This window comes from Paracidovorax wautersii, from assembly GCF_900113035.1.
Lineage (GTDB): Bacteria > Pseudomonadota > Gammaproteobacteria > Burkholderiales > Burkholderiaceae_C > Paracidovorax > Paracidovorax wautersii.
In genome coordinates this window covers 583,455-606,047 of sequence record NZ_FONX01000001.1, presented here as the reverse complement: position 1 = coordinate 606,047, position 22,593 = coordinate 583,455, and the positions used below count along the sequence as shown (strand labels likewise).

The 22,593-nt window shown below is 70.1% G+C and carries 20 protein-coding genes; 11 read left to right on the top strand and 9 right to left on the bottom strand.

Features of this window, described 5'->3' with window-relative positions:
* Nucleotides 1-9: 9 nt before the first annotated feature.
* The gene (gene purM, locus BM070_RS02590) at nt 10-1,053 is read right to left on the bottom strand and encodes a phosphoribosylformylglycinamidine cyclo-ligase (protein ID WP_092937241.1); all 1,044 of its coding nucleotides are present in this window, start codon (nt 1,051-1,053) and stop codon (nt 10-12) included.
* A gap of 392 nt (nt 1,054-1,445) precedes the next feature.
* Here purM and hda point away from each other — a divergent pair, with 392 nt between their 5' ends.
* The 4 genes from hda to folK are packed head-to-tail and all read left to right on the top strand — an operon-like array spanning nt 1,446 to nt 5,051.
* Nucleotides 1,446-2,144 (top strand): DnaA regulatory inactivator Hda, encoded by a 699-nt coding sequence (gene hda, locus BM070_RS02585; protein ID WP_092937239.1) that lies wholly within the window; start codon nt 1,446-1,448, stop codon nt 2,142-2,144.
* Between the two features lie 47 nt (nt 2,145-2,191).
* Nucleotides 2,192-2,890 carry a histidinol-phosphatase gene (locus tag BM070_RS02580; protein ID WP_092937238.1) on the top strand — a complete coding sequence of 233 codons (699 nt, stop codon included), beginning with the start codon at nt 2,192-2,194 and terminating at the stop codon, nt 2,888-2,890.
* Nucleotides 2,887-4,524: a polynucleotide adenylyltransferase PcnB gene (gene pcnB / locus BM070_RS02575; RefSeq protein WP_092937237.1), complete on the top strand. Its 1,638-nt coding sequence runs from the start codon at nt 2,887-2,889 to the stop codon at nt 4,522-4,524. The genes BM070_RS02580 and pcnB overlap by 4 nt, the downstream gene beginning before the upstream one ends.
* Complete coding sequence (gene folK, locus BM070_RS02570) at nt 4,521-5,051, top strand: 2-amino-4-hydroxy-6-hydroxymethyldihydropteridine diphosphokinase (protein WP_092937236.1); 531 nt, start codon at nt 4,521-4,523, stop codon at nt 5,049-5,051. Before pcnB ends, folK begins: the two co-directional genes overlap by 4 nt.
* 120 nt (nt 5,052-5,171) lie before the next feature.
* Here the strand turns inward: folK and BM070_RS02565 are convergent, their stop codons facing one another.
* On the bottom strand, nt 5,172-6,143 hold the full coding sequence (locus tag BM070_RS02565) for a Bug family tripartite tricarboxylate transporter substrate binding protein (RefSeq protein WP_092937235.1): 972 nt from the start codon (nt 6,141-6,143) through the stop codon (nt 5,172-5,174).
* A 252-nt stretch (nt 6,144-6,395) separates the two neighbouring features.
* Between BM070_RS02565 and BM070_RS02560 the strand changes: the two genes are divergently transcribed.
* Nucleotides 6,396-6,746, top strand: a complete 351-nt coding sequence (locus BM070_RS02560) for a four-helix bundle copper-binding protein (RefSeq protein ID WP_092937234.1) — start codon at nt 6,396-6,398, stop codon at nt 6,744-6,746.
* A 69-nt stretch (nt 6,747-6,815) separates the two neighbouring features.
* Here BM070_RS02560 and BM070_RS02555 read toward each other — a convergent pair whose 3' ends face one another.
* On the bottom strand, nt 6,816-7,877 hold the full coding sequence (locus BM070_RS02555) for a CDP-6-deoxy-delta-3,4-glucoseen reductase (RefSeq protein ID WP_092937233.1): 1,062 nt from the start codon (nt 7,875-7,877) through the stop codon (nt 6,816-6,818).
* 46 nt (nt 7,878-7,923) lie between these two features.
* On the opposite strand from BM070_RS02555, the gene BM070_RS02550 reads away from it, so the two are divergent.
* Nucleotides 7,924-8,877: an NAD-dependent epimerase/dehydratase family protein gene (locus tag BM070_RS02550; RefSeq protein WP_092937232.1), complete on the top strand. Its 954-nt coding sequence runs from the start codon at nt 7,924-7,926 to the stop codon at nt 8,875-8,877.
* Between the two features lie 75 nt (nt 8,878-8,952).
* The gene (locus tag BM070_RS02545) at nt 8,953-9,579 is read left to right on the top strand and encodes a LysE family translocator (protein WP_092937231.1); all 627 of its coding nucleotides are present in this window, start codon (nt 8,953-8,955) and stop codon (nt 9,577-9,579) included.
* Nucleotides 9,580-9,671: 92 nt separating this feature from the next.
* Here BM070_RS02545 and BM070_RS02540 read toward each other — a convergent pair whose 3' ends face one another.
* From BM070_RS02540 to BM070_RS02525, 4 genes are all read right to left on the bottom strand, one after another.
* Nucleotides 9,672-10,577: a sulfurtransferase gene (locus BM070_RS02540; protein WP_092937230.1), complete on the bottom strand. Its 906-nt coding sequence runs from the start codon at nt 10,575-10,577 to the stop codon at nt 9,672-9,674.
* Nucleotides 10,578-10,699: 122 nt separating this feature from the next.
* Nucleotides 10,700-12,934, bottom strand: a complete 2,235-nt coding sequence (locus tag BM070_RS02535) for a TonB-dependent siderophore receptor (RefSeq protein ID WP_092937229.1) — start codon at nt 12,932-12,934, stop codon at nt 10,700-10,702.
* A gap of 440 nt (nt 12,935-13,374) precedes the next feature.
* Nucleotides 13,375-14,286, bottom strand: a complete 912-nt coding sequence (locus tag BM070_RS02530) for a DMT family transporter (protein ID WP_092937228.1) — start codon at nt 14,284-14,286, stop codon at nt 13,375-13,377.
* Between the two features lie 116 nt (nt 14,287-14,402).
* Entirely contained in the window at nt 14,403-15,542 is a 1,140-nt protein-coding gene (locus tag BM070_RS02525; protein ID WP_092937227.1) for an aromatic ring-hydroxylating oxygenase subunit alpha, read from the bottom strand.
* 279 nt (nt 15,543-15,821) lie between these two features.
* Between BM070_RS02525 and xseB the strand changes: the two genes are divergently transcribed.
* From xseB to BM070_RS02505, 4 genes are all read left to right on the top strand, one after another.
* Entirely contained in the window at nt 15,822-16,067 is a 246-nt protein-coding gene (xseB, locus tag BM070_RS02520) for an exodeoxyribonuclease VII small subunit (RefSeq protein WP_092937226.1), read from the top strand.
* 2 nt (nt 16,068-16,069) lie between these two features.
* Complete coding sequence (locus BM070_RS02515) at nt 16,070-16,969, top strand: polyprenyl synthetase family protein (RefSeq protein WP_245785072.1); 900 nt, start codon at nt 16,070-16,072, stop codon at nt 16,967-16,969.
* 113 nt (nt 16,970-17,082) lie between these two features.
* Complete coding sequence (gene dxs / locus BM070_RS02510) at nt 17,083-18,960, top strand: 1-deoxy-D-xylulose-5-phosphate synthase (RefSeq protein WP_092937224.1); 1,878 nt, start codon at nt 17,083-17,085, stop codon at nt 18,958-18,960.
* A gap of 354 nt (nt 18,961-19,314) precedes the next feature.
* Nucleotides 19,315-20,394: a TRAP transporter substrate-binding protein gene (locus tag BM070_RS02505; protein ID WP_092937223.1), complete on the top strand. Its 1,080-nt coding sequence runs from the start codon at nt 19,315-19,317 to the stop codon at nt 20,392-20,394.
* 109 nt (nt 20,395-20,503) lie between these two features.
* Here BM070_RS02505 and BM070_RS02500 read toward each other — a convergent pair whose 3' ends face one another.
* On the bottom strand, nt 20,504-21,022 hold the full coding sequence (locus BM070_RS02500; RefSeq protein WP_092937222.1) for a hypothetical protein: 519 nt from the start codon (nt 21,020-21,022) through the stop codon (nt 20,504-20,506).
* Nucleotides 21,023-21,030: 8 nt separating this feature from the next.
* Entirely contained in the window at nt 21,031-22,572 is a 1,542-nt protein-coding gene (locus BM070_RS02495; protein WP_092937221.1) for a TRAP transporter large permease, read from the bottom strand.
* Nucleotides 22,573-22,593 lie beyond the last annotated feature (21 nt).

The window sequence follows — 22,593 nt, the reverse complement described above, 5'->3', positions numbered from 1 at the left end:
GGTGGAGGGTCAGGCCACCACCACGGACGCGCCGTCGCCGCGTTCGGCGATGCGGCCGATCGTGTACACGGCTTCACCAGCGGCGCGCAGCGTGGCCGCCGTGGCTTCGGCCGCATCGGCGGGCACCACCACGACCATGCCGATGCCGTTGTTGAAGGTGCGGTTCATCTCGATGTCGTCGATGCCGGCCGTCTTCTGCAGCCAGGCGAAGAGTTCCGTCTGCGGCCAGCTGCCGGCCTGCAGGTGCGCGGCCAGGCCTTCGGGCAGCACGCGGGGGATGTTCTCCAGCAGGCCGCCGCCGGTGATGTGCGCCAGCGCCTTGATGGGGTGCTGGGCCAGCGCTGCCAGCACGTTCTTCACGTAGAGGCGCGTGGGTTCCATGATGGCCTGCTTGAAGGGCTTGCCGTCCAGCGTGGCGGGGGCGGAATCGCCCGCGCGCTCGATGCACTTGCGCACCAGGCTGAAGCCGTTGGAATGCACGCCGGCCGAGGCCAGGCCCAGCACCACGTCGCCGGCGGCCACCGTCTTGCCGGTGAGGATCTTGGACTTCTCGACCGCGCCCACGGCGAAGCCCGCCAGGTCGTATTCGCCGGCCGGGTACATGCCGGGCATCTCGGCCGTCTCGCCGCCGATCAGCGCGCAGCCCGAGAGTTCGCAGCCCCGGGCGATGCCGCCCACCACGGCGGCGGCCGTGTCCACGTCCAGCTTGCCGCAGGCGAAGTAGTCCAGGAAGAAGAGCGGCTCGGCGCCCTGCACCAGCACGTCGTTCACGCTCATGGCCACCAGGTCGATGCCCACGGTGTCGTGCATGTTCCACTCGAAGGCCAGCTTGAGCTTGGTGCCCACGCCGTCGGTGCCGCTCACCAGCACCGGTTCCTGGTAGCGCTTGGGCACTTCGAAGAGCGCGCCGAAGCCGCCGATGCCCGCCAGCACGCCCTCGCGCATGGTCTTCTTGGCGAGCGGCTTGATGCGCTCGACCAGCGCGTCGCCTGCGTCGATGTCGACGCCGGCGTCTTTGTAGGAGATGGGGGTGGTGGAGGCGGAGGAGCTCATGGAATCGGGGGGTGAGGGCTGAAGGCCCGCGCGGCGGGCCGGAACCGGGCGATTTTAAGCGGCTGGCCGCGCCGGCCCGGCCAATGCCCATGCGTTGGCCGGGCCGGCCCCGGCGGGGCTCGTGCGCCGCGAAGCGCCCGGGCGGCTGGGCGGCAGCTAAAATCCCGCGCCACAGGTCCGTTTTGACACCAGACCTGTGCCCGTTCCTGCCGGATGCGCCCTGCGCCCCGGCGCATCGCCTCCTGCGGGCTTCCGAGACTCCGCCCGTCCCATTCGTCCACCATGCCTGTACACAGCCTCTTGCCGTCCCACGCCGTCGCGCTGTCCGCGTTGACCGGGCGCAGCCGCGCTCCGGGCGTCCCTGTCCTGGCCGCCGCCAGGGGCGTGGCCTCATGAAGCAGCTGGCGCTGGACATCGGCCTGGCTCCCGGCCCCACGCTGGAGAGCTTCCACCCGGGAGAGAACACGGCCGCGTTGCAGCACCTGCGCCTGGCCCTGGGCGATGGCCATGCGAACTCCCGCCGCTCCCCGGTGCCCACCTATCTCTGGGGCGAGCACGGCAGCGGCAAGACCCACCTGCTGCGGGCCGTGAGCGAGTCCCTGCGCGAGCAGGGCGGCAGCGTCGGCTGGCTGGATGCCTCGGTGAACTTCCCCACCGCCTTCGACGACCGGTGGACGGCCGTGATGCTGGACGAGGTCCACCTCTACAACACCGCGCAGCAGGCGGCGGCCTTCAACTGGTTCATCAATGCCATCAGCCCGGCCGTGGGTTCCCCGCGCTGGGTGCTGTCCGCCGGCGACCTGCCTCCCGCCGACCTGCCCCTGCGCGACGACCTGCGCAGCCGCCTGGGCTGGGGCGACGTGTTCCAGCTGCATCTGCTGGACGAAGACGAGCGCCGCGCCGTGCTGCGCAAGGAGGCCGGCGCGCGCGGCATCGCCCTTTCCGAAGAGGTGGTGAGCTTCATGCTGGTCCGCTTCTCGCGCGATCTGGGCAGCCTGATGGAGCTGCTGGGCAAGCTCGACAGCTTCGCCCTGCAGACCCGCCGCGCCGTGACCGTTCCGCTGCTCAAGACCATGCTGGAGACCGAGTGAGCGGGGCGCCCGCCCCCCACGCCCGCGCCCGGCCTTTCGCCTGATACATGACTGATACGCCGCAACGCCGTCCCCGACTGGCCCTGTTCGATCTCGACCACACCCTGCTGCCGCTCGACTCCGACTACGAGTGGGGCGAATTCACCATCCGCCAGGGCTGGTGCGACCGCACCGAGTTCGGCCGCCGCAACGACGCCTTCTTCGCCGACTACCAGGCCGGCACGCTGAACGTGCACGACTACGTGCGCTTCGCCACCGAGGCCGCCCGCCTGCGCGGCGCCGAGGCCAGCCAGGCCGCGCATGCGCAGTTCATGCAGGAGGTGATCCTCCCCGCGATCCGCCCGCAGGCGCTGGAGCTGCTGCAGAGCCACCGCGATGCGGGCGAGGAGATCGTCATCATCACCGCCACCAACGACTTCGTGACCACGCCCATCGCCCGGGCGCTGGGTGTGGAGAACCTGCTGGCCGTGGAGCTGGAGCGCGACGCCGGCGGCTGGATCACCGGCGCCATCCGCGGCGTGCCTTCGATGCGCGAAGGCAAGGTGCTGCGCATGCAGCAGTGGCTGCAGGCGCGCGGCTGGGACTGGGGCGATGTGGAGACCACCTTCTACAGCGACTCCCTCAACGACGTTCCCCTGCTGGAGAAAGTCGATCATCCGGTGGCCACCAACCCCGACCCGCGCCTGCGCGCGCTCGCGCAGCAAAGAGGCTGGCGCATACTGGACCTGTTTCCTTCCAAGACATGATCAAGAAGTTCATCGACAAGCTGCTGGGCAAGGATTCCAGCGCCGCCGCCAAGGGCGGAAAGCACCGTTTCGGCAAGCGTGAGGAAGTGCCGGCCTCCGTCCACGGCATCGACCCGGACCTGGTGGACCGCCGCGCGGCCGAGGTCGTGCGCACGCTGAAAGACGCGGGCTATGAGGCCTACATCGTCGGCGGCGCCGTGCGCGACCTGCTGCTGGGCCTCAAGCCCAAGGACTTCGACGTGGCCACCAATGCCACGCCCGAGCAGGTCAAGGGGCTCTTCCGCCGCGCCTTCATCATCGGCAAGCGCTTCCGCATCGTCCACGTGGTGCACGGCCGGGGCCGCGAGCACGAGGTGATCGAGGTCTCCACCTTCCGCGCCTACCTGGACAACACCGCCGCCGAGCAGCAGGTCAGCGGCAACGAGAAGACCTCGCGCGCGGCCCTCGCCGGCATGCAGCATGCGGTGGACGCCAGCGGCCGCGTGCTGCGCGACAACGTCTGGGGCCCGCAGGACGAAGACGCCACGCGCCGCGACTTCACCGTCAACGCCATGTACTACGACCCGGAGACCCAGGTCGTGGTGGACTATCACAAGGGCATCCAGGACGCCAAGAAGAAGCTCCTGCGCATGATCGGCGACCCGGCCACGCGCTACCGCGAAGACCCGGTGCGCATCATCCGCGCCGTGCGCTTCTCGGCCAAGCTCGCCGGCCTGGGCTTCACCATCGAACCCAAGACCGCCGGCCCGCTGATCGCATCCCAGGCCCTGCTGGCCGACGTGCCACAAAGCCGCATGTTCGACGAGATGCTCAAGCTGCTGCAGACCGGCCACGCGCTGGCCACCATCGCGCAGCTCAAGAAGCTGGGCATGGCGACCGGCATCTACCCGCTGCTGGACGTGGTGGTCGAGCGTGCCGACACGCCCTTCGTGCAGGCGGCTCTCGCCGACACCGACCGCCGCGTGGGCGAGGGCAAGCCCGTGGCGCCCAGCTTCCTGCTGGCCTGCGTGCTCTGGCAGGACGTGAAGACCGGCTGGGACCGGCGCCTCGCGCAGCGCGAGCACCCGTTCCCCGCGCTGCAGGGCGCCATCGACGACGTGTTCGACCAGCGCATCGGCGACGTCTCCGGCCGCGGCAAGCTGGCCGCCGACATGCGCGAGATCTGGGTCATGCAGCCGCGCTTCGACAAGCGCTCGGGCACCACGCCCTTCAGCATGGTCACCCACCTGCGCTTCCGCGCGGGCTTCGACTTCCTGCGCCTGCGCGCCGACGTGGGCGAGGCCGAAGAAGCGCTGGCCGAGTGGTGGCAGGAATTCCAGCTCGCCGACGAGGCCCGCCGCGAAGACATGCTGGCCCAGGCCCGTGAAGAGCAGCGTGCCCGCCAGAAGAAGGCCCCGCCCGTGGTGCGCCGCGTGCCCAAGCCCGCACCGGCCGAGGGTGCCCGTGCGCCCGCAGCCGCGTCGCCGGCCGAAAGCCGCGATGAATCCAGCGCCGATGGCGCCTTCGAGCCGGCCGATGGTGGCGAGCCGCTGGCCGGCGACGCCCCCAAGAAGCGCCGCCGCCGTCGCCGCAAGCCCACCGGGGGCGCAGGCGGTGCAGGCGAGGGCGGCGGTTCGGCTCCCGCCGGGGAATGACGCTGACGTCTGGACCGTCTGCCGCCGGTGCCCCGGCGCAGGGGGGGCGGCAGGTCGCATACATCGGCCTGGGCGCCAACCTGGGCGATCCCCAGGCCGCGCTGCGCGATGCGCTCGCCGCCATCGCGGCGCTGCCGGGCACGCAGCTGCTGCGCGTCTCGGCCCTCTACCGCAGCGCACCCGTCGATGCCGGCGGGCCGGATTACTGGAACGCCGTGGCGCAGATCGCCACCACGCTGGAGCCGCTGGCGCTGCTGCAGGCCCTGCAGCGCATCGAAGACGCGGCCGGGCGCGAACGGCCCTACCGCAACGCCCCGCGCACGCTCGATCTGGATGTATTGCTCTTCGCCGAGCGCCGCATCGACACGCCTGTGCTGACCGTGCCGCACCCGCGCATGTACGAACGCGCCTTCGTGCTGCTGCCGCTGGCCGACGTGGCGCCTGAGCAGGTGCCGTCCGGCGCGCTGCAGGCCGTGGCCGGCCAGCGCATCGAGCGGGCCGCGGAGCCGGGCTGGCACGCAGGCTGATCAGTCGCGCCGCCGCCCACCGGCATGGCGGGCAGGGTCTGGTTTTGCTATATATTTAGTAGCGCAATGCGCAGGCGCAGCGCGCGCTGCAGGCCGAAAAGGTCTTCAATCCGAGCCGTCTCAGTCCACCCGGGCGCCGGAGGCCTTCACCACCTGCTGGTACTTGGCCCGCTCCGAGGCCATGAAGGCGTCGAACTGCTCGGGCGTCGTGGGCACGGGCTCGGCCAGCAGCGCGGCGAAGCGCGCCTTGGTCTCGGGCGTCTTCAGCGCGTCGGTGAAGGCCTTGTTCAGCCGGGCGATCACCGTGCGCGGCGTGCCGTGCGGCGCCACCAGGCCCCACCAGGTGTCGATGGAAAAGCCCTTGTACAGGCTGGCGACCGTGGGCACGCCCGGCAGCAGCGGGCTGGGTTCGAGCGAGGTCACGGCCAGCGCGCGCAGCTTGCCCGAACGGATGTTGGGCGCCGCCGCCGCCAGGTTGTCGATGTTGAAGTCCACCTCGCCGGCCAGCAGCGCCAGCTGCGCGGGGCTGGCGCCGCGGTAGGGAATGTGCAGCGCGTAGATGCCCGCGCGCTGCTTGAACATCTCGCCGGCCAGGTGGCCTGCGCTGCCGTTGCCGCCGCTGCCGTAGTTGAGCTTGGCCGGGTTGGCCTTGGCGTAGGCCACCAGGTCGGCCAGCGTGCGGATGTGCAGCTGATCGGCATGCGCGGCATTCATCACCACCACGTTGGGCACGCGCACCATCTGCGTGATGCCGACGAAGTCCCGCGCCGCGTCGTAGGGCATGCGCGAATACAGCCACGGGTTGACTGCATGCGTGGCGGTGGCCGCGATGCCGATGGTCAGGCCGTCCGGCGCCGCCTTGGCGATGGCGTCCGCGCCGATGTTGCCGCCCGCGCCGGGCTTGTTGTCGATGATGACCACTCCCAGGGTCTCGCGCACCCGCTCGGCCAAGGCGCGGGCGGTCACGTCGATGGGGCCGCCCGGCGCGTAGGGCACGATCAGGCGCATGGGCGGGTCCTGTGCCAGAGCGAACGGGGAGGCGAAGGCGCCCGCCAGAGCGGCGGCGCCAAGAAGGAGGGGTCTGCGGTTCATAGCCCGCCATTGTGCAAAAAAGGCGCGCGCGGCGGCAAGCGGCCCCGGCATGCCGCAGGCCTGCCCTGCGGAATGTGCCGCGATGGAGGGGGCGCGGGGCGGCCTTGGGTGCTGCGGCTGAGCAACTACGTTCCGAGTCCTACAGCGCGGCAGGCCCGCCTGTCCCTATAAAGCAGAGGTGCGCAAGGATTCCGCCGCGCGACGGACAGCGTGCAGACCGGGTGACAACGCCCACACGTTCCAAGGACCGCCATGCTTGAACTGCCCAACCGCCTTTCCCAGTCCCGCTATGCCGACGTCATCGCGGCCTGCAACGAATGCGCGAACGCCTGCGATTTCTGCTCGGCCGCCTGCCTGCGCGAGCCCGATCCGCGCCACATGGCCAAGTGCATCGCGGTGGACATGGACTGCGCCGCGGTGTGCCGCCTCGCCGCCGCCGCCATGGCGCGCGACAGCGCCCACCTGGCCTATGTGTGCGAGCTGTGCGCGCGCATCTGCGACAGCTGCGCGGAGGAATGCGCGAGCCACGAGGCGCAGCACTGCCAGGACTGCGCCTGGGCCTGCCGGCGCTGCGCGCAGATCTGCCGGGATCTCTTCCCCTGATCTTTCCCTGAAAGCCTGCCCGGGGCCGTGGTGCGGCCCTTGCGGCGTTCGGCGTGCGGCGCCCGGCGTTCAGCCGCCGTGCTTGTCGGCTTCGGAGGTGAACGCGTCGGCGAAGAATTCGTCGGCGGGCAGGCCGCGTTCGGCGGTATAGGCCGCGCGGGCCGATTCGACCACCACCGGCGCGCCGCAGGCATAGACCTGGTGGCCGGAGAGGTCGGCGAAGTCGTCCAGCACGGCCTGGTGGACGAAGCCGGTGCGGCCCGTCCAGCCGTCCTCGGGCTGGGCGTCGGAGACCACGGGCACGTAGCGCAGCTGCGGCATGGCCGCCAGCTGCTCGCGCATCCAGCCGTCCATGTAGAGATCGCCCGGGCGCCGGCCGCCCCAGTAGAGCGTGGCGGGGCGGCCGATGTTCTTGAAGCGCATGTGCTCGATGAGCGCCTTGATGGGCGCGAAGCCCGTGCCCGAGGCCAGCAGCACGATGGGCTTGGCGGAGTCCTCGCGCAGGAAGAAGCTGCCGAACGGGCCTTCGACGCGCAGGATCTCCTTTTCCTTCATGCCGGTGAAGACATGGTCGGTGAAGCGCCCGCCCGGCATGTGGCGGATATGCAGTTCCACGCCCGGCGCCGTGGCCTGCTGGTGCGGCGCGGTGGCCATCGAATAGGCGCGCCGCGCGCCGTCCTTCATGATGAATTCGATGTACTGCCCCGCGTGGTAGCGGAAGGTGTCCACGGCCGGCAGCTGCAGCTTCACGACCATCACGTCGTGCGAGGCGCGGCCGAGCGACGAGACGCGCACCGGCAGCTTCTTGATGGGAAAGGCGCTCTCGTCGGTCACCTGGCGCGATTCCAGCACCACGTCGGTCAGCGGCTGGGCGCAGCAGGTGAGCACGTAGCCCGCGTCCTGCTCGGCCGGGCTCAGGGCCTTGGCCTGGTGCTCGCCATGGACCACGGAGCCACTGAGCTTCTTGCACTTGCACGATCCGCAGGCGCCGTCCTTGCAGCCGTAGGGCAGGCCCACGCCGCTGCGGATCGCCGCGGTGAGGATAGATTCGCCCGACTGCGCGGTGAAGGTGCGGCCGCTGGGCTGCACGCTGATCTGGACGGCCGCCGCGGCGGTCTCTGCAATCGTCATGGTGTGGGTATCCTTGGGTTCTTCTCTTGGAACACGGCTTTCGATTTTGCCCTCAAACCAGAACCCTCTCGGCGCGCTGCCGGCGCGCTTTCGGCGCCAGCGCATCCTCATCATCGGCTGCGGCGACGTGGGCCTGCGCGTGGCGCGGGGCCTGGGCGCGGCCACGGGCGGCGGGCCGCGCCCGCGGGTGATCGCGCTCACCTCCAGCCCCGGGCGCGTGGCGCCGCTGCGCGCGGCGGGCATCACGCCCCTGGTGGGCAACCTCGACCGCATCGCCACGCTGCGGCGCCTCTCGGGCCTGGCCACGCGCGTGCTGCATCTGGCGCCGCCACCCGGCGAGCGCGAATGCGGCCCGGCCTGGTGGCGCGACGACCGCACCGTGGCCCTGGCGCGGGCGCTGCGCCTGCGCACGCTGCCCGCCGCGCTGGTCTATGGCTCCACCAGCGGCGTCTATGGCGACTGCGGCGGCGCGCTCGTGACCGAGGCGCGCCCGGTGGCGCCCGCCACGCCGCGCGCGCAGCGCCGCGTGAATGCCGAGCGCGCCGTGCGCCACCTGGGCCGCGCCGGCGTGCGGGCCAGCATCCTGCGCATTCCCGGCATCTACGCGCCCGACCGCGAAGGCGGCACGCCCGAGGCGCGCTTGAAGCGCGGCACGCCCGTGCTGCAGGCGCAGGACGACGTCTATACCAACCACATCCATGCCGACGACCTGGCCCGCGCCTGCCGCGCGGCGCTGTGGCGCGGCAGCGCCCAGCGCTGCTACAACGTGAGCGACGCCAGCGAGATGAAGATGGGCGACTACTTCGACTTCGCGGCCGACCTCTACGGCCTGCCGCGCCCGCCGCGCGTGGCGCGCAGCGCGGCGCAGCAGACGCTGCCGCTGTCGCTGCTGAGCTTCATGGGCGAGTCGCGCCGGCTCGACAGCACGCGCATGGCGCGCGAGCTGCGCCTGCGGCTGCAGTACCCGACGGTCGCGCAAGGGCTGCGCGGCGGCGCGTAGCGCGCGCTGCGCCATCGCCTGCGCGCCGGTGATTCCCGCATTGGCGCCTGCGCCGGCCCTCCTTATGATGGCCCGATGCTGACCCTTGCCCAGACCCTCGCCTTCCTGCTGGCCGCCGTGCTCATCACCGCCACGCCCGGCCCCGACAACCTCATGGTGCTGGGCATGGGCATGTCGCGCGGGCGGGCGCAGGGCATCGCCTTCGGGCTGGGCTGCGCGCTGGGGTGCCTGAGCCACACGCTGCTGGCCGTGGTGGGCGTGAGCGCGCTGATCGCCGCTTCTCCCTGGGCCTTCACGGCGCTGAAATGGGCGGGCGGAGCCTATCTGGTGTGGCTGGGCGTGCAGGCGTTGCGCAGCACGGGCACCGCGCGCGTGCAGGCCGGCCATGCGCCCACCGATTCGCTGCGGACGCTGTTCTTCAAGGGCATGCTGGCCAACGCCATCAACCCCAAGGTGGTGCTGTTCTTCCTCTCGTTCCTGCCGCAGTTCGTGGTGCCCGCGCAGGGCGGCGTGGGCCTGCAGCTGGGCCTGCTGGGCGTGCTGTTCACGGCGCAGGCGGCGCTGCTGTTCGGGCTGCTGGGCTACTTCGCCGGTGCCATCGGCGGCTGGCTGAACCGCCGCCCGCGCGCCGGCCTGTGGCTGGACCGGGTGGCGGGCGCGGTCTTCGTGGGCCTGGGGCTGCGGATGATCCTCGCGCGCTGATCGGTCAACCCGGATCACTCTGCTTTTGATAGCAAAAAGCCCGCTCTGCAGGCGGGCTTCGGGCCGATAAGGGCTGAATCGCTGCGGTGGTGTCAGCCGCGTTCCACCGGCCGCGCCGGGTCGCTGCACCACTCGCTCCAGCTGCCGGCGAAGAGGGCCGTGGGGCCCAGGCCGGCGACTTCCATGGCCAGCAGGTTGGGTACGGCGCTCACGCCGCTGCCGCACTGGTGGACCACGGTGCCGGCGGGGCGGCCCTGCAGCAGCGCGTCGAATTCGGCGCGCAGCTGCCCGGCGGGCTTGAAGTGGCCGTCCGGCCCGATGTTCAGCCCGAACGGGCGGTTGAGCGCGCCCGGGATGTGGCCGGCCACCGGGTCCAGCGGCTCGACCTCGCCCCGGTAGCGTGGCGTGGCGCGCGCATCGACGATGGTCTGCCCGGGCTGGCCCAGGTGGTTTTGCACTTCCTGCGCGGTGACCAGCCGGCGCAGCGGCTCGTTCAGGCGGAAGTTGGTCTGGAAGTGCGAAGGTTCTTCGCCGCTGGCCACCGGCTGGCCGGCGGCCGTCCAGGCCTGCAGGCCACCGTCGAGCACGGCCACCGCGTCGTGGCCGGCCCACTTGAGCATCCACCAGAGCCGGCCGCAATAGTTGGCGCCGTTGCGGTCATAGACGACGGCCTGCATGTCGTTGCTGAAGCCGATGCTCGACAGCCAGACGGCGAAGCGCTCGCGGTTGGGCAGCGGGTGGCGGCCGCCGGAGGCGGGCTCGTCGCCTTCGGTGGCGACGATGGTGCCGTGGGCGCCCGGGGCGCCATGCGGGGCGCTCAGGTCGTGCTCCAGGTCGGCGCGCACGGCGCCGGGGATGTGCGATTCGAGGTACTGCGTGCCGCCCAGCGCGGGCTGGGCCAGGTCGAAGCTGCAGTCGAACACCATGTGCGGCTGGCCGCTGTCGATCAGGGCCTGCAGCTGGGGGACGGAGATCAGCGTGGTGTAGGTGGCGGGCATGGCGATGGCGAACGGAGGTGACGGGATCGGGCCATTGTGGCACCGCCCCCGGCCTGCGTGGCGTCCGCCGGGCGTGTGCCGGGCGCGTTCCGGCCGTGCGCCGGGGCTTGCAGGCCGCTGCGTCAGAAGCGGTAGGTGGAGGTCAGCAGGAAGGTGCGGCGCTGGCCGTAGAAGCAGTCGCCCCGGTCCAGGCACTGCGTGATCTGCACCTTGTCCGTGAGGTTCACGACGTTGAAGGCGAGCCGCCAGTCGCCCGCGTCGTAGGCCAGCAGCGCGTCGGCGATGGTCGAGGCCGGCGTGGAGATGGAGACACCTTTCTGCGTGCCCGTGTAGCGCAGGCCGCCGCCGACCGTCCACTGGCCGCTACCGCCGGTGCTGAAACGGTGCGACAGCCAGGCGGAGGCCGTGTGCCTGGGCACACCGGCCACGGGCTGGCCCTCGTCGCCGGCGTTGCTGCGGGAGATCTTGGCGTCGGTATAGGCGTAGGCGAGGGTGGCGTCCCAGCTGCGCGCGAGGCTGGCCGTGAGCTCGGCTTCGAGGCCGCGGGAGCGGGTCTCGCCGATCTGCAGGTTGTTGCGCGGGTTGGCCGGGTCGGTGGTCTTGCGGTTCTTCTCGCGCAGCTCGTAGATGGCGGCATAGCCCGAGAGGCCCCGGCCTTCGGGCAGCCACTTCACGCCGGCTTCCCACTGCTGGCCGCGCTGGGGTTTGTAGGGCGTTCCGTAGAAGTCCACGCCGCCCAGCGGCTGGAACGACTCCGAATAGCTCAGGTAGGGGGCCCAGCCTCCGTCGGCCTGGTAGGTGGCGCCCAGGCGCTTGGTCCAGGCGGTGTCGTCCACGGCGGCGGCGGGGCGGCCTTCGGTGTTCGTCTTGGCGCGGTCGTGGCGCAGGCCGAGCGTGGCCGTCCAGCGGTTCCAGCGGATCTGGTCCTGCGCGTAGAAGCCGATCTGGCGCTGCCGCACGTCGGGCTGGCGCACCAGCGCCGATGCGGCCGGCGGCGTGAAGTTGCCATAGACGGGCGCGTAGGCGTCGATGCCGGCGATCGTCTGGCTCCAGGTGGCCTGGCTGGTGGTGTTGCGCTGCGCGTCCACGCCCGCCAGCAGCGTGTGTTCTGTGGCGCCGGCGCGCAGCTTGCCTTCGAGCTGGGTGTCCAGCAGCAGCAGGCGGCTGGCGTTGCGCTGCCAGCCGGCGTCGCGGATGAGCGTGCGGCCATCGGCCTCGAACACCGGGCGCGCCGGCCGGCCGGTGGCGCGGTTGGCTGCGAAGCTGGTGTAGATCGTGCGGTAGTCCACGTCGCTCACGGTGCGGCGCAGGTTCTGGCGCACGGTCCAGCCGCTGTTCAGCTGGTGGCTGAAGAGGTAGCCCCAGGAGTTGTTCTCGCTGTTGTAGGCGTCCCAGCCGGGCTCGCTGATGAAGGTGGAGGTCGGGATCTGGCCGTAGGCGCTGGGCAGCAGCGTGCCCTGCCACGGGAAGAATCCGATCAGCGAGCCGCTCTTGTCCTTCTGGTGCGTGAACTGCAGCGTGAGCGAGGTGGCGGCGCTGGGCTTCCAGGTGAGCGATGGCGCGAACACCTGGCGGTCGTCGCGCACGTGATCGACCTGGCTGTCGCTGTCGCGGCCCACGGCCACCAAGCGGTAGAGCCACTGGCCGTCGGCGGTGAGCGGGCCGGTGAGGTCGGCCGCGATCTGCTTGCGGGCATGGCTGCCCAGCTGCACCTGCACTTCGCGCAGCGGCTCCGCCTGCGGGCGCTTGCTGGTCAGGTTGAGCACGCCGCCCACGCTGCCCTGGCCGTAGAGCACGGACGAGGGGCCGTGCAGGAATTCGACGCGTTCCAGCAGATAGGGCTCGGCCTTGATGTTGTTGTAGGTGCCGTAGATGCGCAGCAGCCCGTCCAGGTACTGCGTCACGTCGCCGCCGCGGGCCTTGAAGCTGTCCACGCGGCTGTCGAAGTAGTTGGAGACGATGCCTGCGGTGTAGGCGGTGGTCTGGCGCAGGGTCTGCGCGCCCTGGGCTTCCATGCGGTCGCGCGTGATGACGCTGATGGCCTGGGGCGTCTCGATCAGCGGCGTGTCGGTCTTGGTGGCCGAGAGCGCCCGGCGCGCGACGAAGCCGGTGACGGGGCCAGTGGGGTTCTCCTGTGCGGCACCGGCGTTCACCGTCACGGGCGCGAGCGTGGCTTCCGCCGTGGCGGCAGGGGCGCTGCCCGCAGCCGGCTGGGCCAGCGCGCCGCTGCCGGCACCCAGCGCGCAGAGCGCGGCCACCGCCGTGGCGAGGGCGTGGATCAGCGCCGGAGGGCGAGATGAATAGGCTGCGGCGGCGTAGGCGGGATGGCTGAGGGGTGTCGGAATGGACTGCGGCATGGCGATGGAATGAAGGCGCCATCACTCGGCGGGTACCGGGTGGCTGGCTCAAAGGGGCGGGGAGGGCGAAGGCGTTGGCTGGGGCCTGAAGCGGAGCCGCCCCGGGCGGGCGGGGCGGTCGGCTGTGGGAGGCATCCCTGGCTGCGGACGAAAGCGGCTGCGGCGCAGCGCGTTCCATAGGAAAAATTATAGTCATGAGATGCATTCGCATTATCGATTTTGATGAGGGATTCCACGTACGCGCAGCCAGGCCGTGCGTCGTGCCGCAACCGTGGATGGGCGCGGGTGGATCGTGCGGGGTGAGGGGGCCGAGCCCGCCGGCAGCGGGCGCGGTTTCGTGCCGGAGCGGCCGGGCGCCGCCCCTCAGATCGTGAGCACTTTCTCAGGACCGCGTCATGCGCGGCAGCGAGCTCCGGGGCGCCGCAGCGCGGAACCTTCGATCAGTGCTCTTCGGCCGGCGTGCCGGGCGCGGCCTGCGTGCGCAGCACCGTCGCGGCGATGCCGCTGGCGATGATGAGCGCCATGCCTAGCCAGCCGATCAGCGGGATGGCGTCGCCGAACAGCACCACGCTGTAGATGGCGGCGAAGACGATGCCCGAATACTGCAGGTTGGCCACCACCAGCGTGCCGCGGTGCGAGCCTGCGCGGGAATAGGCGCGCGTCATGCACAGCTGGCCGCCGGCCGCCAGCAGGCCGATGGGCAGCAGCCACAGCGAGTGCCAGCCCGGCCAGTCGGACATGCCCGCGAAGGGAATGGCCAGCGCGCCCGCCACCGCCGAGCCGACGGCGAAATAGAAGACGGTGCGGGTTTCGGGCTCGTTCAGGCGCGAGAGGGCCACCACCTGCATGTAGGCGAAGGCGGCGCTCATGCCCGAGATCAGCCCCACCATGCCGGCGAAGCCCTGGTTGTCGCCGATGCTGGGTCGCAGCATCATGATCACGCCCGCGAAGCCGGCCAGCACGGTCAGCAGCACCGGCGCCTGCAGCGGCGGCCGGGGCTGCGCGCCCGAGGGGCGCCAGGTCAGCAGCGTGCCGCCGATCAGGAAGGCGGCGACCCACACGCTGCTCATGTAGTTGAGCGTCATGGCCGTGGCCAGCGGCAGGTGGGCGATGGCGTAGAACCACGAGCCCAGCGACACCACGCCGATGGTGCTGCGCCAGGCGTGCATGCCCGGGTAGCGCGTGGCGAGCGAGATGCCCTGCGAGCGCGCCAGCGCCCAGAGGATGACCATGCCGATCACGCCCCGGTAGCAGACCAGCTCGGCCGGGTTGAAGTAGGCCGATGCGACCTTGATGCACACGCCCATGCTGGCGAAGAGGAAGGCGGCCAGAACCATCCAGAGGGCTTGCATGCGGGGTGTCCTGAAACGGTGTGTTGTCTGTCTGGAAATGAAAAAGGCTGCCAGCGCCCCGGTGGGAGCGCTGGCAGCCTGGCTTGCCTTACGTGGAGCGGTGGCTCATCGGCGCGTCATCGCTGCTCGACGGCGTCGCCCATCTGGGCCCGGTACCACTCGTGGAAGTGCTGCATGCCATCTTCCATCGGGCTCTGGTAGGGGCCGACCTCGTTGTCGCCGCGCTCGTAGAGGGCGCGCCGGCCGGCGTCCATGCGCTCGCCGATCTCGTCGTCCTCGATGCAGGTTTCCATGTAGGCGGCCTGCTGGGCCTCGACGAACTCGCGCTCGAAGGCGGTGATTTCCTCGGGGTAGTAGAACTCCACCATGTTCAGCGTCTTCGTCGGGCTGACCGGGTGCAGCGTGGAGACGGTGAGCACGTGCGGATACCACTCCACCATGATGTGCGGGTAGTAGGTGAGCCAGATCGCGCCGCGCTCGGGCAGCTTGCCCTCGCGGTAGTTGAGCAGCACGTCGTGCCACTTCTTGTACACGTCGGAGCCGGGCCGCGCGAAGGTCGAGGCCACGCCCACGGTCTGCACCGAATAGTGCTTGCCGAATTCCCAGCGCAGGTCGTCGCAGGTGACGAAGTTGCCCAGGCCCGGGTGGAAGGGGCCGACGTGGTAGTCCTCCAGATAGACCTCGATGAAGGTCTTCCAGTTGTAGTTGCACTCGTGCAGTTCCACGCGGTCGAGCGAGAAGCCCTCGAACGAGAGCTGCGCCAGCGGGCCCATGCCGGCCAGTTCGGCGTGGATGTCGCGGCCGTTGTCCTCGAACAGCAGGCCGTTCCATTCGCGCAGGCCGTAGTTGTTCAGGTTCAGGCACGGGTCGTGCGCGAAGTGCGGCGCGCCCAGCAGCTCGCCGCTGGGGGCATAGGTCCAGCGGTGCAGCGGGCAGACGATGTTGCCGCCGGCATGGCCCTTGCCCTGGCCCTGCAGCGTGCCGCGGCCCTTGAGCATCACGGCCTGGCGGTGCCGGCACACGTTGGAGATCAGTTCGACCCCGCCCTGCGCATTGCGTATCAGGGCGCGGCCTTCCTTTTCGTGCGGCAACGCGTAGTAATCGCCCGCATGGGGCACGGAGAGTTGGTGCCCCACATAGCGGGGCCCGCGCTGGAAGATGGTCTCCAGCTCGCGCTGGAACAGCGCCTCATCGAAATAGCTTGAAACTGGTAGTTGGCTTGCGGCCTGCTGCAGTTGAAGACTTAAATCAGACATGGGTGACCTGACCTAAAGACTCCCCACAGGGAGGGTGCGCTTGACGCACGGGACTTGGAAAAAACGAAACCGGCCGAGCAAAATACCCACAGCCGGTTCGTCGAGAGGAATGGGATTGTAGCCGGTGGGGTTATTTCCGGCCGTCCGGTGCGTGTATTGCAGGCCTGCCGCCCCTCCCGCCAGCAGCGGCGCGCCAGGGGCGGCATGGTTCGGCCGGCGCAGGCTCAAGCCCTAGAATCAGCGGTTTTGACAGCGCGCTCCCTCCGCCGCACCCCACCCATGCCCAAGGCCGCCGCCGCTTCCGCCAAGACCCCCTCCGATCCCGTCAGCTACGAAGCCGCTCTGGAAGAGCTGGAGCAGCTCGTGGGCCGCATCGAATCGGGCCAGCTGCCGCTCGACCAGATGCTGGCGGGCTACCAGCGTGGCGCGGCGCTGCTCGAATTCTGCCGGGGCCGCCTGCAGGCCGTGCAGGACCAGATCAAGGTGCTGGACGAAGGCACGCTGCAGACATGGACGCAGGAATGACGATGGCCCACGCCACAGCTTTCGACCTGAACGGCTGGAGCCGCGAGCAGCTCGCCCGCGTCGAAGAGGCCCTCTCGGGCTGGGTCAGGGCCGACGCGCCCGCCGGGCTGGGCGAAGCCATGCGCTACGCCGTGCTGGACGGCGGCAAGCGCCTGCGCCCGCTGCTGGTGCTGGCCGCGAGCGATGCCGTGGGCGGCCAGCCCCAAGCCGCGCTGCGTGCCGCCTGCGCCATCGAACTCATCCACGCCTATTCGCTGGTGCATGACGACATGCCCTGCATGGACAACGACGTGCTGCGCCGGGGCAAGCCCACGGTGCATGTGCAGTTCGGCCAAGCCCAGGCGCTGCTGGCCGGCGACGCGCTGCAGGCGCTGGCCTTCGAGCTGCTCACGCCCGAGGGCGACGAGGTGCCGCCCGCCGTGCAGGCGCAGCTGTGCCGCCTGCTGGCCCGTGCCGCGGGCTACGAAGGCATGGCCGGCGGCCAGGCCATCGACCTGGCCAGCGTCGGCGTGGATCTGGACGAAACCCGGCTGCGCCGCATGCACCGCCTGAAGACCGGCGCGCTGCTGCAGGCCAGCGTGGCCATGGGCGCCGCCTGCGCGAGCGCTCCCGCCCCCGTGCTGGAGGCGCTGATGCGCTACGGCGCGGCGCTGGGGCTGGCCTTCCAGGTGGTGGACGACATCCTCGACGTGACGGCCGACTCCGCCACGCTGGGCAAGACGGCCGGCAAGGACGCTGCGAGCGACAAGCCCACCTACGTCTCGCTCATGGGCCTGGAGCGCGCCCGCACCCTCGCCGCCGAGCTGCTGGCCGAAGCACGCGGCGCACTGCAAGATAGCGGCCTGCCCGACACCCGCGCGCTGACGGCCCTGGCCGACATGGTGGTCCACCGCTCGCACTGACGGGCCGCGTGCGCCCCGGGCCCCGAGCCTGGGGCGCCGGTCCGGCGAATTTGAATCGAATCGGCTGCCAGCGCAGACAGTCACTGCGCTGATAGCTATAGAAAAAGTAGCATATGTCCACGAACTCCTATCCCCTGCTGCAGACGGTGAACGACCCCGCGGACCTGCGCCGCCTGTCGCGTGCGGAGCTCAAGGACCTGGCGGCCGAGCTGCGCGACTTCGTGCTGCACAGCGTCTCGCAGACCGGCGGGCACCTCAGCTCCAACCTGGGCACGGTGGAGCTGACCATCGCGCTGCACACGGTGTTCGACACGCCGCGCGACCGCCTGGTGTGGGACGTGGGCCACCAGACCTATCCGCACAAGATCCTCACCGGCCGGCGCGACCGCATGGGCACGCTGCGCCAGATGGGCGGCCTCTCGGGCTTTCCGCAGCGCGCCGAAAGCGAATACGACACCTTCGGCACCGCGCATTCCAGCACCAGCATCTCGGCCGCGCTGGGCATGGCGCTGGCCGCCCGCCAGCGCGGCGAGGACCGCCACGCGATCGCCATCATCGGCGACGGCGCCATGACCGCCGGCATGGCCTTCGAGGCGCTCAACAACGCCGGCGTGGCCGACGCCAACCTGCTGGTGGTGCTCAACGACAACGACATGAGCATCAGCCCGCCAGTGGGCGCGCTCAACCGCTACCTGGCCCAGCTCATGAGCGGGCAGTTCTACGCCAAGGCCCGCGACGTGGGCAAGACCGTGCTGAAGAACGCGCCGCCGCTGCTGGAGCTGGCCAAGCGCCTGGAGCAGCAGGCCAAGGGCATGGTCGTGCCGGCCACGCTGTTCGAGAAGTTCGGCTTCAACTACATCGGCCCCATCGACGGGCACGACCTCGACTCGCTCATCCCCACGCTCGAGAACATCAAGGGCCTGAAGGGCCCGCAGTTCCTGCACGTGGTCACCAAGAAGGGCCAGGGCTACAAGCTGGCCGAGGCCGACCCCGTGGCCTACCACGGCCCCGGCAAGTTCGACCCCAGCGTGGGCATCGTCAAGCCCGCCACGCCACCCAAGCAGACCTTCACCCACGTCTTCGGCCAGTGGCTGTGCGACATGGCCGAGCGCGACGAGCGCCTGGTGGGCATCACGCCCGCGATGCGCGAAGGCTCCGGCATGGTGGAGTTCGAGCGCCGCTTTCCCGGCCGCTACTACGACGTGGGCATCGCCGAGCAGCATGCCGTCACCTTCGCCGCCGGCATGGCCTGCGAGGGCGTCAAGCCCGTGGTCGCCATCTATTCCACCTTCCTGCAGCGCGGCTACGACCAGCTCATCCACGACGTGGCGCTGCAGAACCTGCCGGTGGTCTTCGCGCTCGACCGCGCGGGCCTGGTCGGCGCCGACGGCGCCACGCATGCGGGCGCCTACGACATTCCCTTCGTGCGCTGCATCCCCAACATGAGCATGGCCTGCCCGGCCGACGAGCGCGAATGCCGCCAGCTGCTCACCACCGCCTTCGAGCAGGACCACCCCGTCGCCGTGCGCTACCCGCGCGGCAGCGGCGCGGGCGTGGCACCGCTCGCCAGCCTGGAGGGCCTGCCCTTCGGCAAGGGCGAGGTGCGCCGCACGGCGGGCGGCAGCGCGCCGCGCCGCATCGCCATCCTGGCCTTCGGCACGCTGCTCTATCCCGCGCTGCAGGCGGGCGATGCGCTGGACGCCACCGTGGCCAACATGCGCTGGGCCAAGCCGCTGGACACGGCCCTGCTGCAGGAACTGGCCGCCAGCCACGATGCGCTGGTGACGGTGGAAGAGGGCGCCATCATGGGCGGCGCCGGCAGCGCCGTGGGCGAGGCGCTGGCCGCTGCCGGCATCACGCTGCCGCTGCTGCATCTGGGCCTGCCCGACGTGTTCATCGAGCATGGCGACCCGGCCCGCCTGCTGGCCCTGCAGGGGCTGGACGCGGCTGGCATCGAAGCCTCCATCCGCGCGCGCTTCCTGGCCGGCTGAACGCGCGGCCGACGCGGCCATTGCCGGCGCCGGCTTGGGCTTGTTCGCTCGCTGCGCCGCTGCGCCGCTGCGCCGTAGGGCATCTTTTCTCCCGCGCATCCTGAGTGTGTCCTGGATCGCCCCCGCTCCGGCGGCGGGCGCGCGCACGGGCGCGGGCGGCTGTGCGGCCGCAAGGCTTGCAAAAGCCTGAAACCAGGCGCCTGGCGCGCCGCCGTCGCGGGAAAACCCCCAACGGGCCGCGCAAAGGCGCTTCCTACAATCGTTTCCGGCTGAAACAAACAGCCAACGGGCTCGCAGCGCACACCATGCGCCGGCTGCGCCCGCGGTTTCGCACAATCAGATCGGAGATCATCCATGGACCGTCGTTCCATCCTCAAGCACGCGGGCGTTGCCGGCGTGCTCGCCGCCGGGGCTGCCCCCGCCGTGCATGCGCAGGCCACCATCCGCTGGCGCCTGGCATCGAGCTTTCCCAAGTCGCTGGACACCATCTACGGCACGGCCGAAGTGTTCTCCAAGAAGGTCAGCGAAGCCACGGGCGGCAAGTTCCAGATCTCAGTGCATGCCGGCGGCGAGCTGATGCCCGCCTTCGGCGTGGTGGACGGCGTGCAGAGCGCCTCGGTCGAGATGGCGCACACCGCGCCCTACTACTTCTACGGCAAGGACCCGACCTTCTGCCTGGGCTGCGCCGTGCCCTTCGGCCTCAACGCCCGGCAGATGAACGCATGGATGTACGAAGGCAACGGCCTGAAGCTCATGCGCGAGTTCTACGCCAAGTACAACATCATCAACTTCCCCGGTGGCAACACCGGCGCGCAGATGGGCGGCTGGTTCCGCAAGGAGATCAAGTCCGTCGCCGATCTGAAGGGCCTGAAGTTCCGCACCAACCCCTTCGCGGGCAAGGTGCTGGAGCCCTTCGGCGTGATCCCGCAGTCCATCCCCGGCGCCGACCTGTACCCCGCGCTGGAAAAGGGCACCATCGACGCGCTGGAGTGGGTCGGCCCCTACGATGACCAGAAGCTGGGCTTCAACAAGGTCGCGCCGTTCTACTACTACCCCGGCTGGTGGGAAGGCGGCCCGCAGCTGGACTTCTACATCAACACCAAGGCCTGGGAAGGCCTGCCGGCCGAATACAAGGCCGTGGTGGAGGCCTCGGCTTCGCATGCCCACGTGACCATGCTGGCCAAGTACGACGCGCGCAATCCCGTGGCCATCAAGCAGCTCGTGGGCTCCGGCACCAAGCTACGCCCCTTCACGCAGGACGTGATGAACGCCGCGTTCAAGTCGGCCCAGCAGATCTATGCGGACCTGAACAACAGCAACCCGGAGTGGAAGAAGATCTACCCCGACTACGCGAAATTCCTGGCCGACGAGAACGCCTGGTTCCGCTTCACCGAAGGCACCTTCGACCGCTTCATGCAGGCGCAGAAGCTGTAGCAACCGGGCCAGATGCCGAAGGCGCCTTCACGGCGCCCCTCGGCTTCCATCGGCCGAAACAGAAAACCCCGCCAAGGCGGGGTTTTTTCATGGCCGGCGCTGTCTCGCTTCAGTCCGCAGCGGGCGGCGGAACGGGCTGAGCCATGCCCTGGCGGATGACGGCCTGGCCGAAGGCCACCAGCAGCGCCGGATCGGCCGCATGCACCCAGGTGATGCCGCCGCCGCGCCGCCGCACCAGCATGCGCGGCGCCACGATGGCCTGCAGCCAGGGCCAGTGCACGATCTTGAAGGTGGCCACGTCCTGCACGCGCACGCGCTTGTCCCAGAGCCAGGTCTGCACCACCGCGTCGCCGCAGAAGCGCGTGCGGCTGAACACCATCCACCAGCCCACCCAGCCGATAAGCACGGCCGCGAGCGCGAAGGTGGAGAGGGCGGTGAAGTTCCATTCGGCCCCGCGCAGCGCCGGCAGCGACCAGAGCGCGAAGGCCGCGAGGCCCGCGACGATCAGCACCGCCAGGGCGCGCACCAGCGGCGGAAAGGCGGCGCTCTCGATATCGACGGGGGCCGCCTCGCCGCCATCGCTGCGGCCATCGCCTGGCGTGCCCCGGTCGGCAGGCCTGGCTGCCATTGCCGCCGTCATTGCGCGCTGCTGGCTGCCGCGCCCTGCGGCTCGGGGGCCGCGGCGGGGGCTGGCGCGTCAGCGGCGGGCGCGTTGCCGAAGGGGTTCTCCATGTCCACCGGGTTGTCCTGGGGCTGCTGCATGTCGGCGGGCATTTCCAGCTTCACCTTGTCCAGGTCCACCGCCACCTCCTTGTCGAGGAAGACGGTCACCGTCTGCGGGAAGACGATCACGATGGCCACCAGGATCACCTGCATCACCACCCAGGGGATGGAGCCCAGGTAGATGTCGCTGGACTTGACGGGCCGGTCGATGCGTTTTTCCTTGAACAGCGTGTCCGAGATGCCGCGCAGGTAGAAGAGCGCGAAGCCGAAGGGCGGGTGCATGAAGCTGGTCTGCATGTTCACGCACAGCAGCACGCCGAACCACACCAGGTCGATGCCCAGCTTGTGCGCCACCGGGCCCAGCAGCGGCAGGATGATGAAGGCGATCTCGAAGAAGTCGAGGAAGAACGCCAGGAAGAAGATGAACACGTTCACCACGATCAGGAAGCCGATCTGGCCGCCCGGCAGGTCGCTGAGCAGGTGCTCGATCCAGATGGCGCCATCGACGCCCTGGAACACCAGCGAGAAGACGCGCGAGCCGATCAGGATGAACACCACCATGGCCGTCAGGCGCATGGTGCCGTCCATGGCTTCCTTGATGAGCTGCCAGGTCAGCCGCTTGTGGATGGCCGCGAGGATCAGCGAGCCCACGGCGCCCATGGCGCCGGCCTCGGTCGGCGTGGCGATGGCGTGGTCCATGAACGGCAGGCCGCCCATGGAGCCCAGCACCGCGAAGATCAGGATGGCCGAGGGGATGATGCCGCGCAGGCACTTGCCCCAGAGCGCCCAGCCGTGCAGCGTGCGCGCCGTGCGCGGCAGGCCGGGCACGTATTCGGGGCGGAAGCGGCCCAGGATGAAGGTGTAGATCGCGAAGATCAGCACCTGCAGGATGGCCGGGCCCCAGGCGCCCTTGTACATGTCGCCCACCGAGCGGCCGAGCTGGTCGGCCATGACGATCAGCACCAGCGAGGGTGGCACGAGCTGCGTGATGGTGCCCGAGGCGGCCAGCACGCCCGTGGCATAGCGCATGTTGTAGCCGTAGCGCATCATCACCGGCAGCGAGATCATCGCCATGGCGATCACCTGGCCGGCCACGGTGCCGGTGATGGCGCCGAGGATGAAGCCCACGATGATGACCGAGTAGCCCAGGCCGCCGCGCACCGGGCCGAAGAGCTGGCCCATGGAGTCGAGCATGTCTTCGGCGAGGCCGCATTTCTCCAGCACCGCGCCCATCAGCGTGAAGAACGGGATGGCCAGCAGCAGGTCGTTCGACAGGATGCCGAACATGTTGATCGGCAGGTTGGCCATGAAGTTGGCCGGGAACCAGCCCATCTCGATGGCGAAGAAGCCGCTGAACAGGCCCAGCGCCGCGAGCGAGAACGCCACGGGGAAGCCGATCAGCATGATCGCGATGAGGCCCGCGAACATGATCGGGGCGAAGTTTTCCATGTGCATGCTAGGTGTTCCTTGCGCTGA

Coding starts and splice junctions, on each gene's coding strand:
- purM (WP_092937241.1), bottom strand. CDS start 1,053: ATGAGCTCCTCCGCCTCCACCACCCCCATCTCCTACAAAGACGCCGGC.
- hda (WP_092937239.1), top strand. CDS start 1,446: ATGAAGCAGCTGGCGCTGGACATCGGCCTGGCTCCCGGCCCCACGCTG.
- BM070_RS02580 (WP_092937238.1), top strand. CDS start 2,192: ATGACTGATACGCCGCAACGCCGTCCCCGACTGGCCCTGTTCGATCTC.
- pcnB (WP_092937237.1), top strand. CDS start 2,887: ATGATCAAGAAGTTCATCGACAAGCTGCTGGGCAAGGATTCCAGCGCC.
- folK (WP_092937236.1), top strand. CDS start 4,521: ATGACGCTGACGTCTGGACCGTCTGCCGCCGGTGCCCCGGCGCAGGGG.
- BM070_RS02565 (WP_092937235.1), bottom strand. CDS start 6,143: ATGAACCGCAGACCCCTCCTTCTTGGCGCCGCCGCTCTGGCGGGCGCC.
- BM070_RS02560 (WP_092937234.1), top strand. CDS start 6,396: ATGCTTGAACTGCCCAACCGCCTTTCCCAGTCCCGCTATGCCGACGTC.
- BM070_RS02555 (WP_092937233.1), bottom strand. CDS start 7,877: ATGACGATTGCAGAGACCGCCGCGGCGGCCGTCCAGATCAGCGTGCAG.
- BM070_RS02545 (WP_092937231.1), top strand. CDS start 8,953: ATGCTGACCCTTGCCCAGACCCTCGCCTTCCTGCTGGCCGCCGTGCTC.
- BM070_RS02540 (WP_092937230.1), bottom strand. CDS start 10,577: ATGCCCGCCACCTACACCACGCTGATCTCCGTCCCCCAGCTGCAGGCC.
- BM070_RS02535 (WP_092937229.1), bottom strand. CDS start 12,934: ATGCCGCAGTCCATTCCGACACCCCTCAGCCATCCCGCCTACGCCGCC.
- BM070_RS02530 (WP_092937228.1), bottom strand. CDS start 14,286: ATGCAAGCCCTCTGGATGGTTCTGGCCGCCTTCCTCTTCGCCAGCATG.
- BM070_RS02525 (WP_092937227.1), bottom strand. CDS start 15,542: ATGTCTGATTTAAGTCTTCAACTGCAGCAGGCCGCAAGCCAACTACCA.
- xseB (WP_092937226.1), top strand. CDS start 15,822: ATGCCCAAGGCCGCCGCCGCTTCCGCCAAGACCCCCTCCGATCCCGTC.
- BM070_RS02515 (WP_245785072.1), top strand. CDS start 16,070: ATGGCCCACGCCACAGCTTTCGACCTGAACGGCTGGAGCCGCGAGCAG.
- dxs (WP_092937224.1), top strand. CDS start 17,083: ATGTCCACGAACTCCTATCCCCTGCTGCAGACGGTGAACGACCCCGCG.
- BM070_RS02505 (WP_092937223.1), top strand. CDS start 19,315: ATGGACCGTCGTTCCATCCTCAAGCACGCGGGCGTTGCCGGCGTGCTC.
- BM070_RS02500 (WP_092937222.1), bottom strand. CDS start 21,022: ATGGCAGCCAGGCCTGCCGACCGGGGCACGCCAGGCGATGGCCGCAGC.
- BM070_RS02495 (WP_092937221.1), bottom strand. CDS start 22,572: ATGCACATGGAAAACTTCGCCCCGATCATGTTCGCGGGCCTCATCGCG.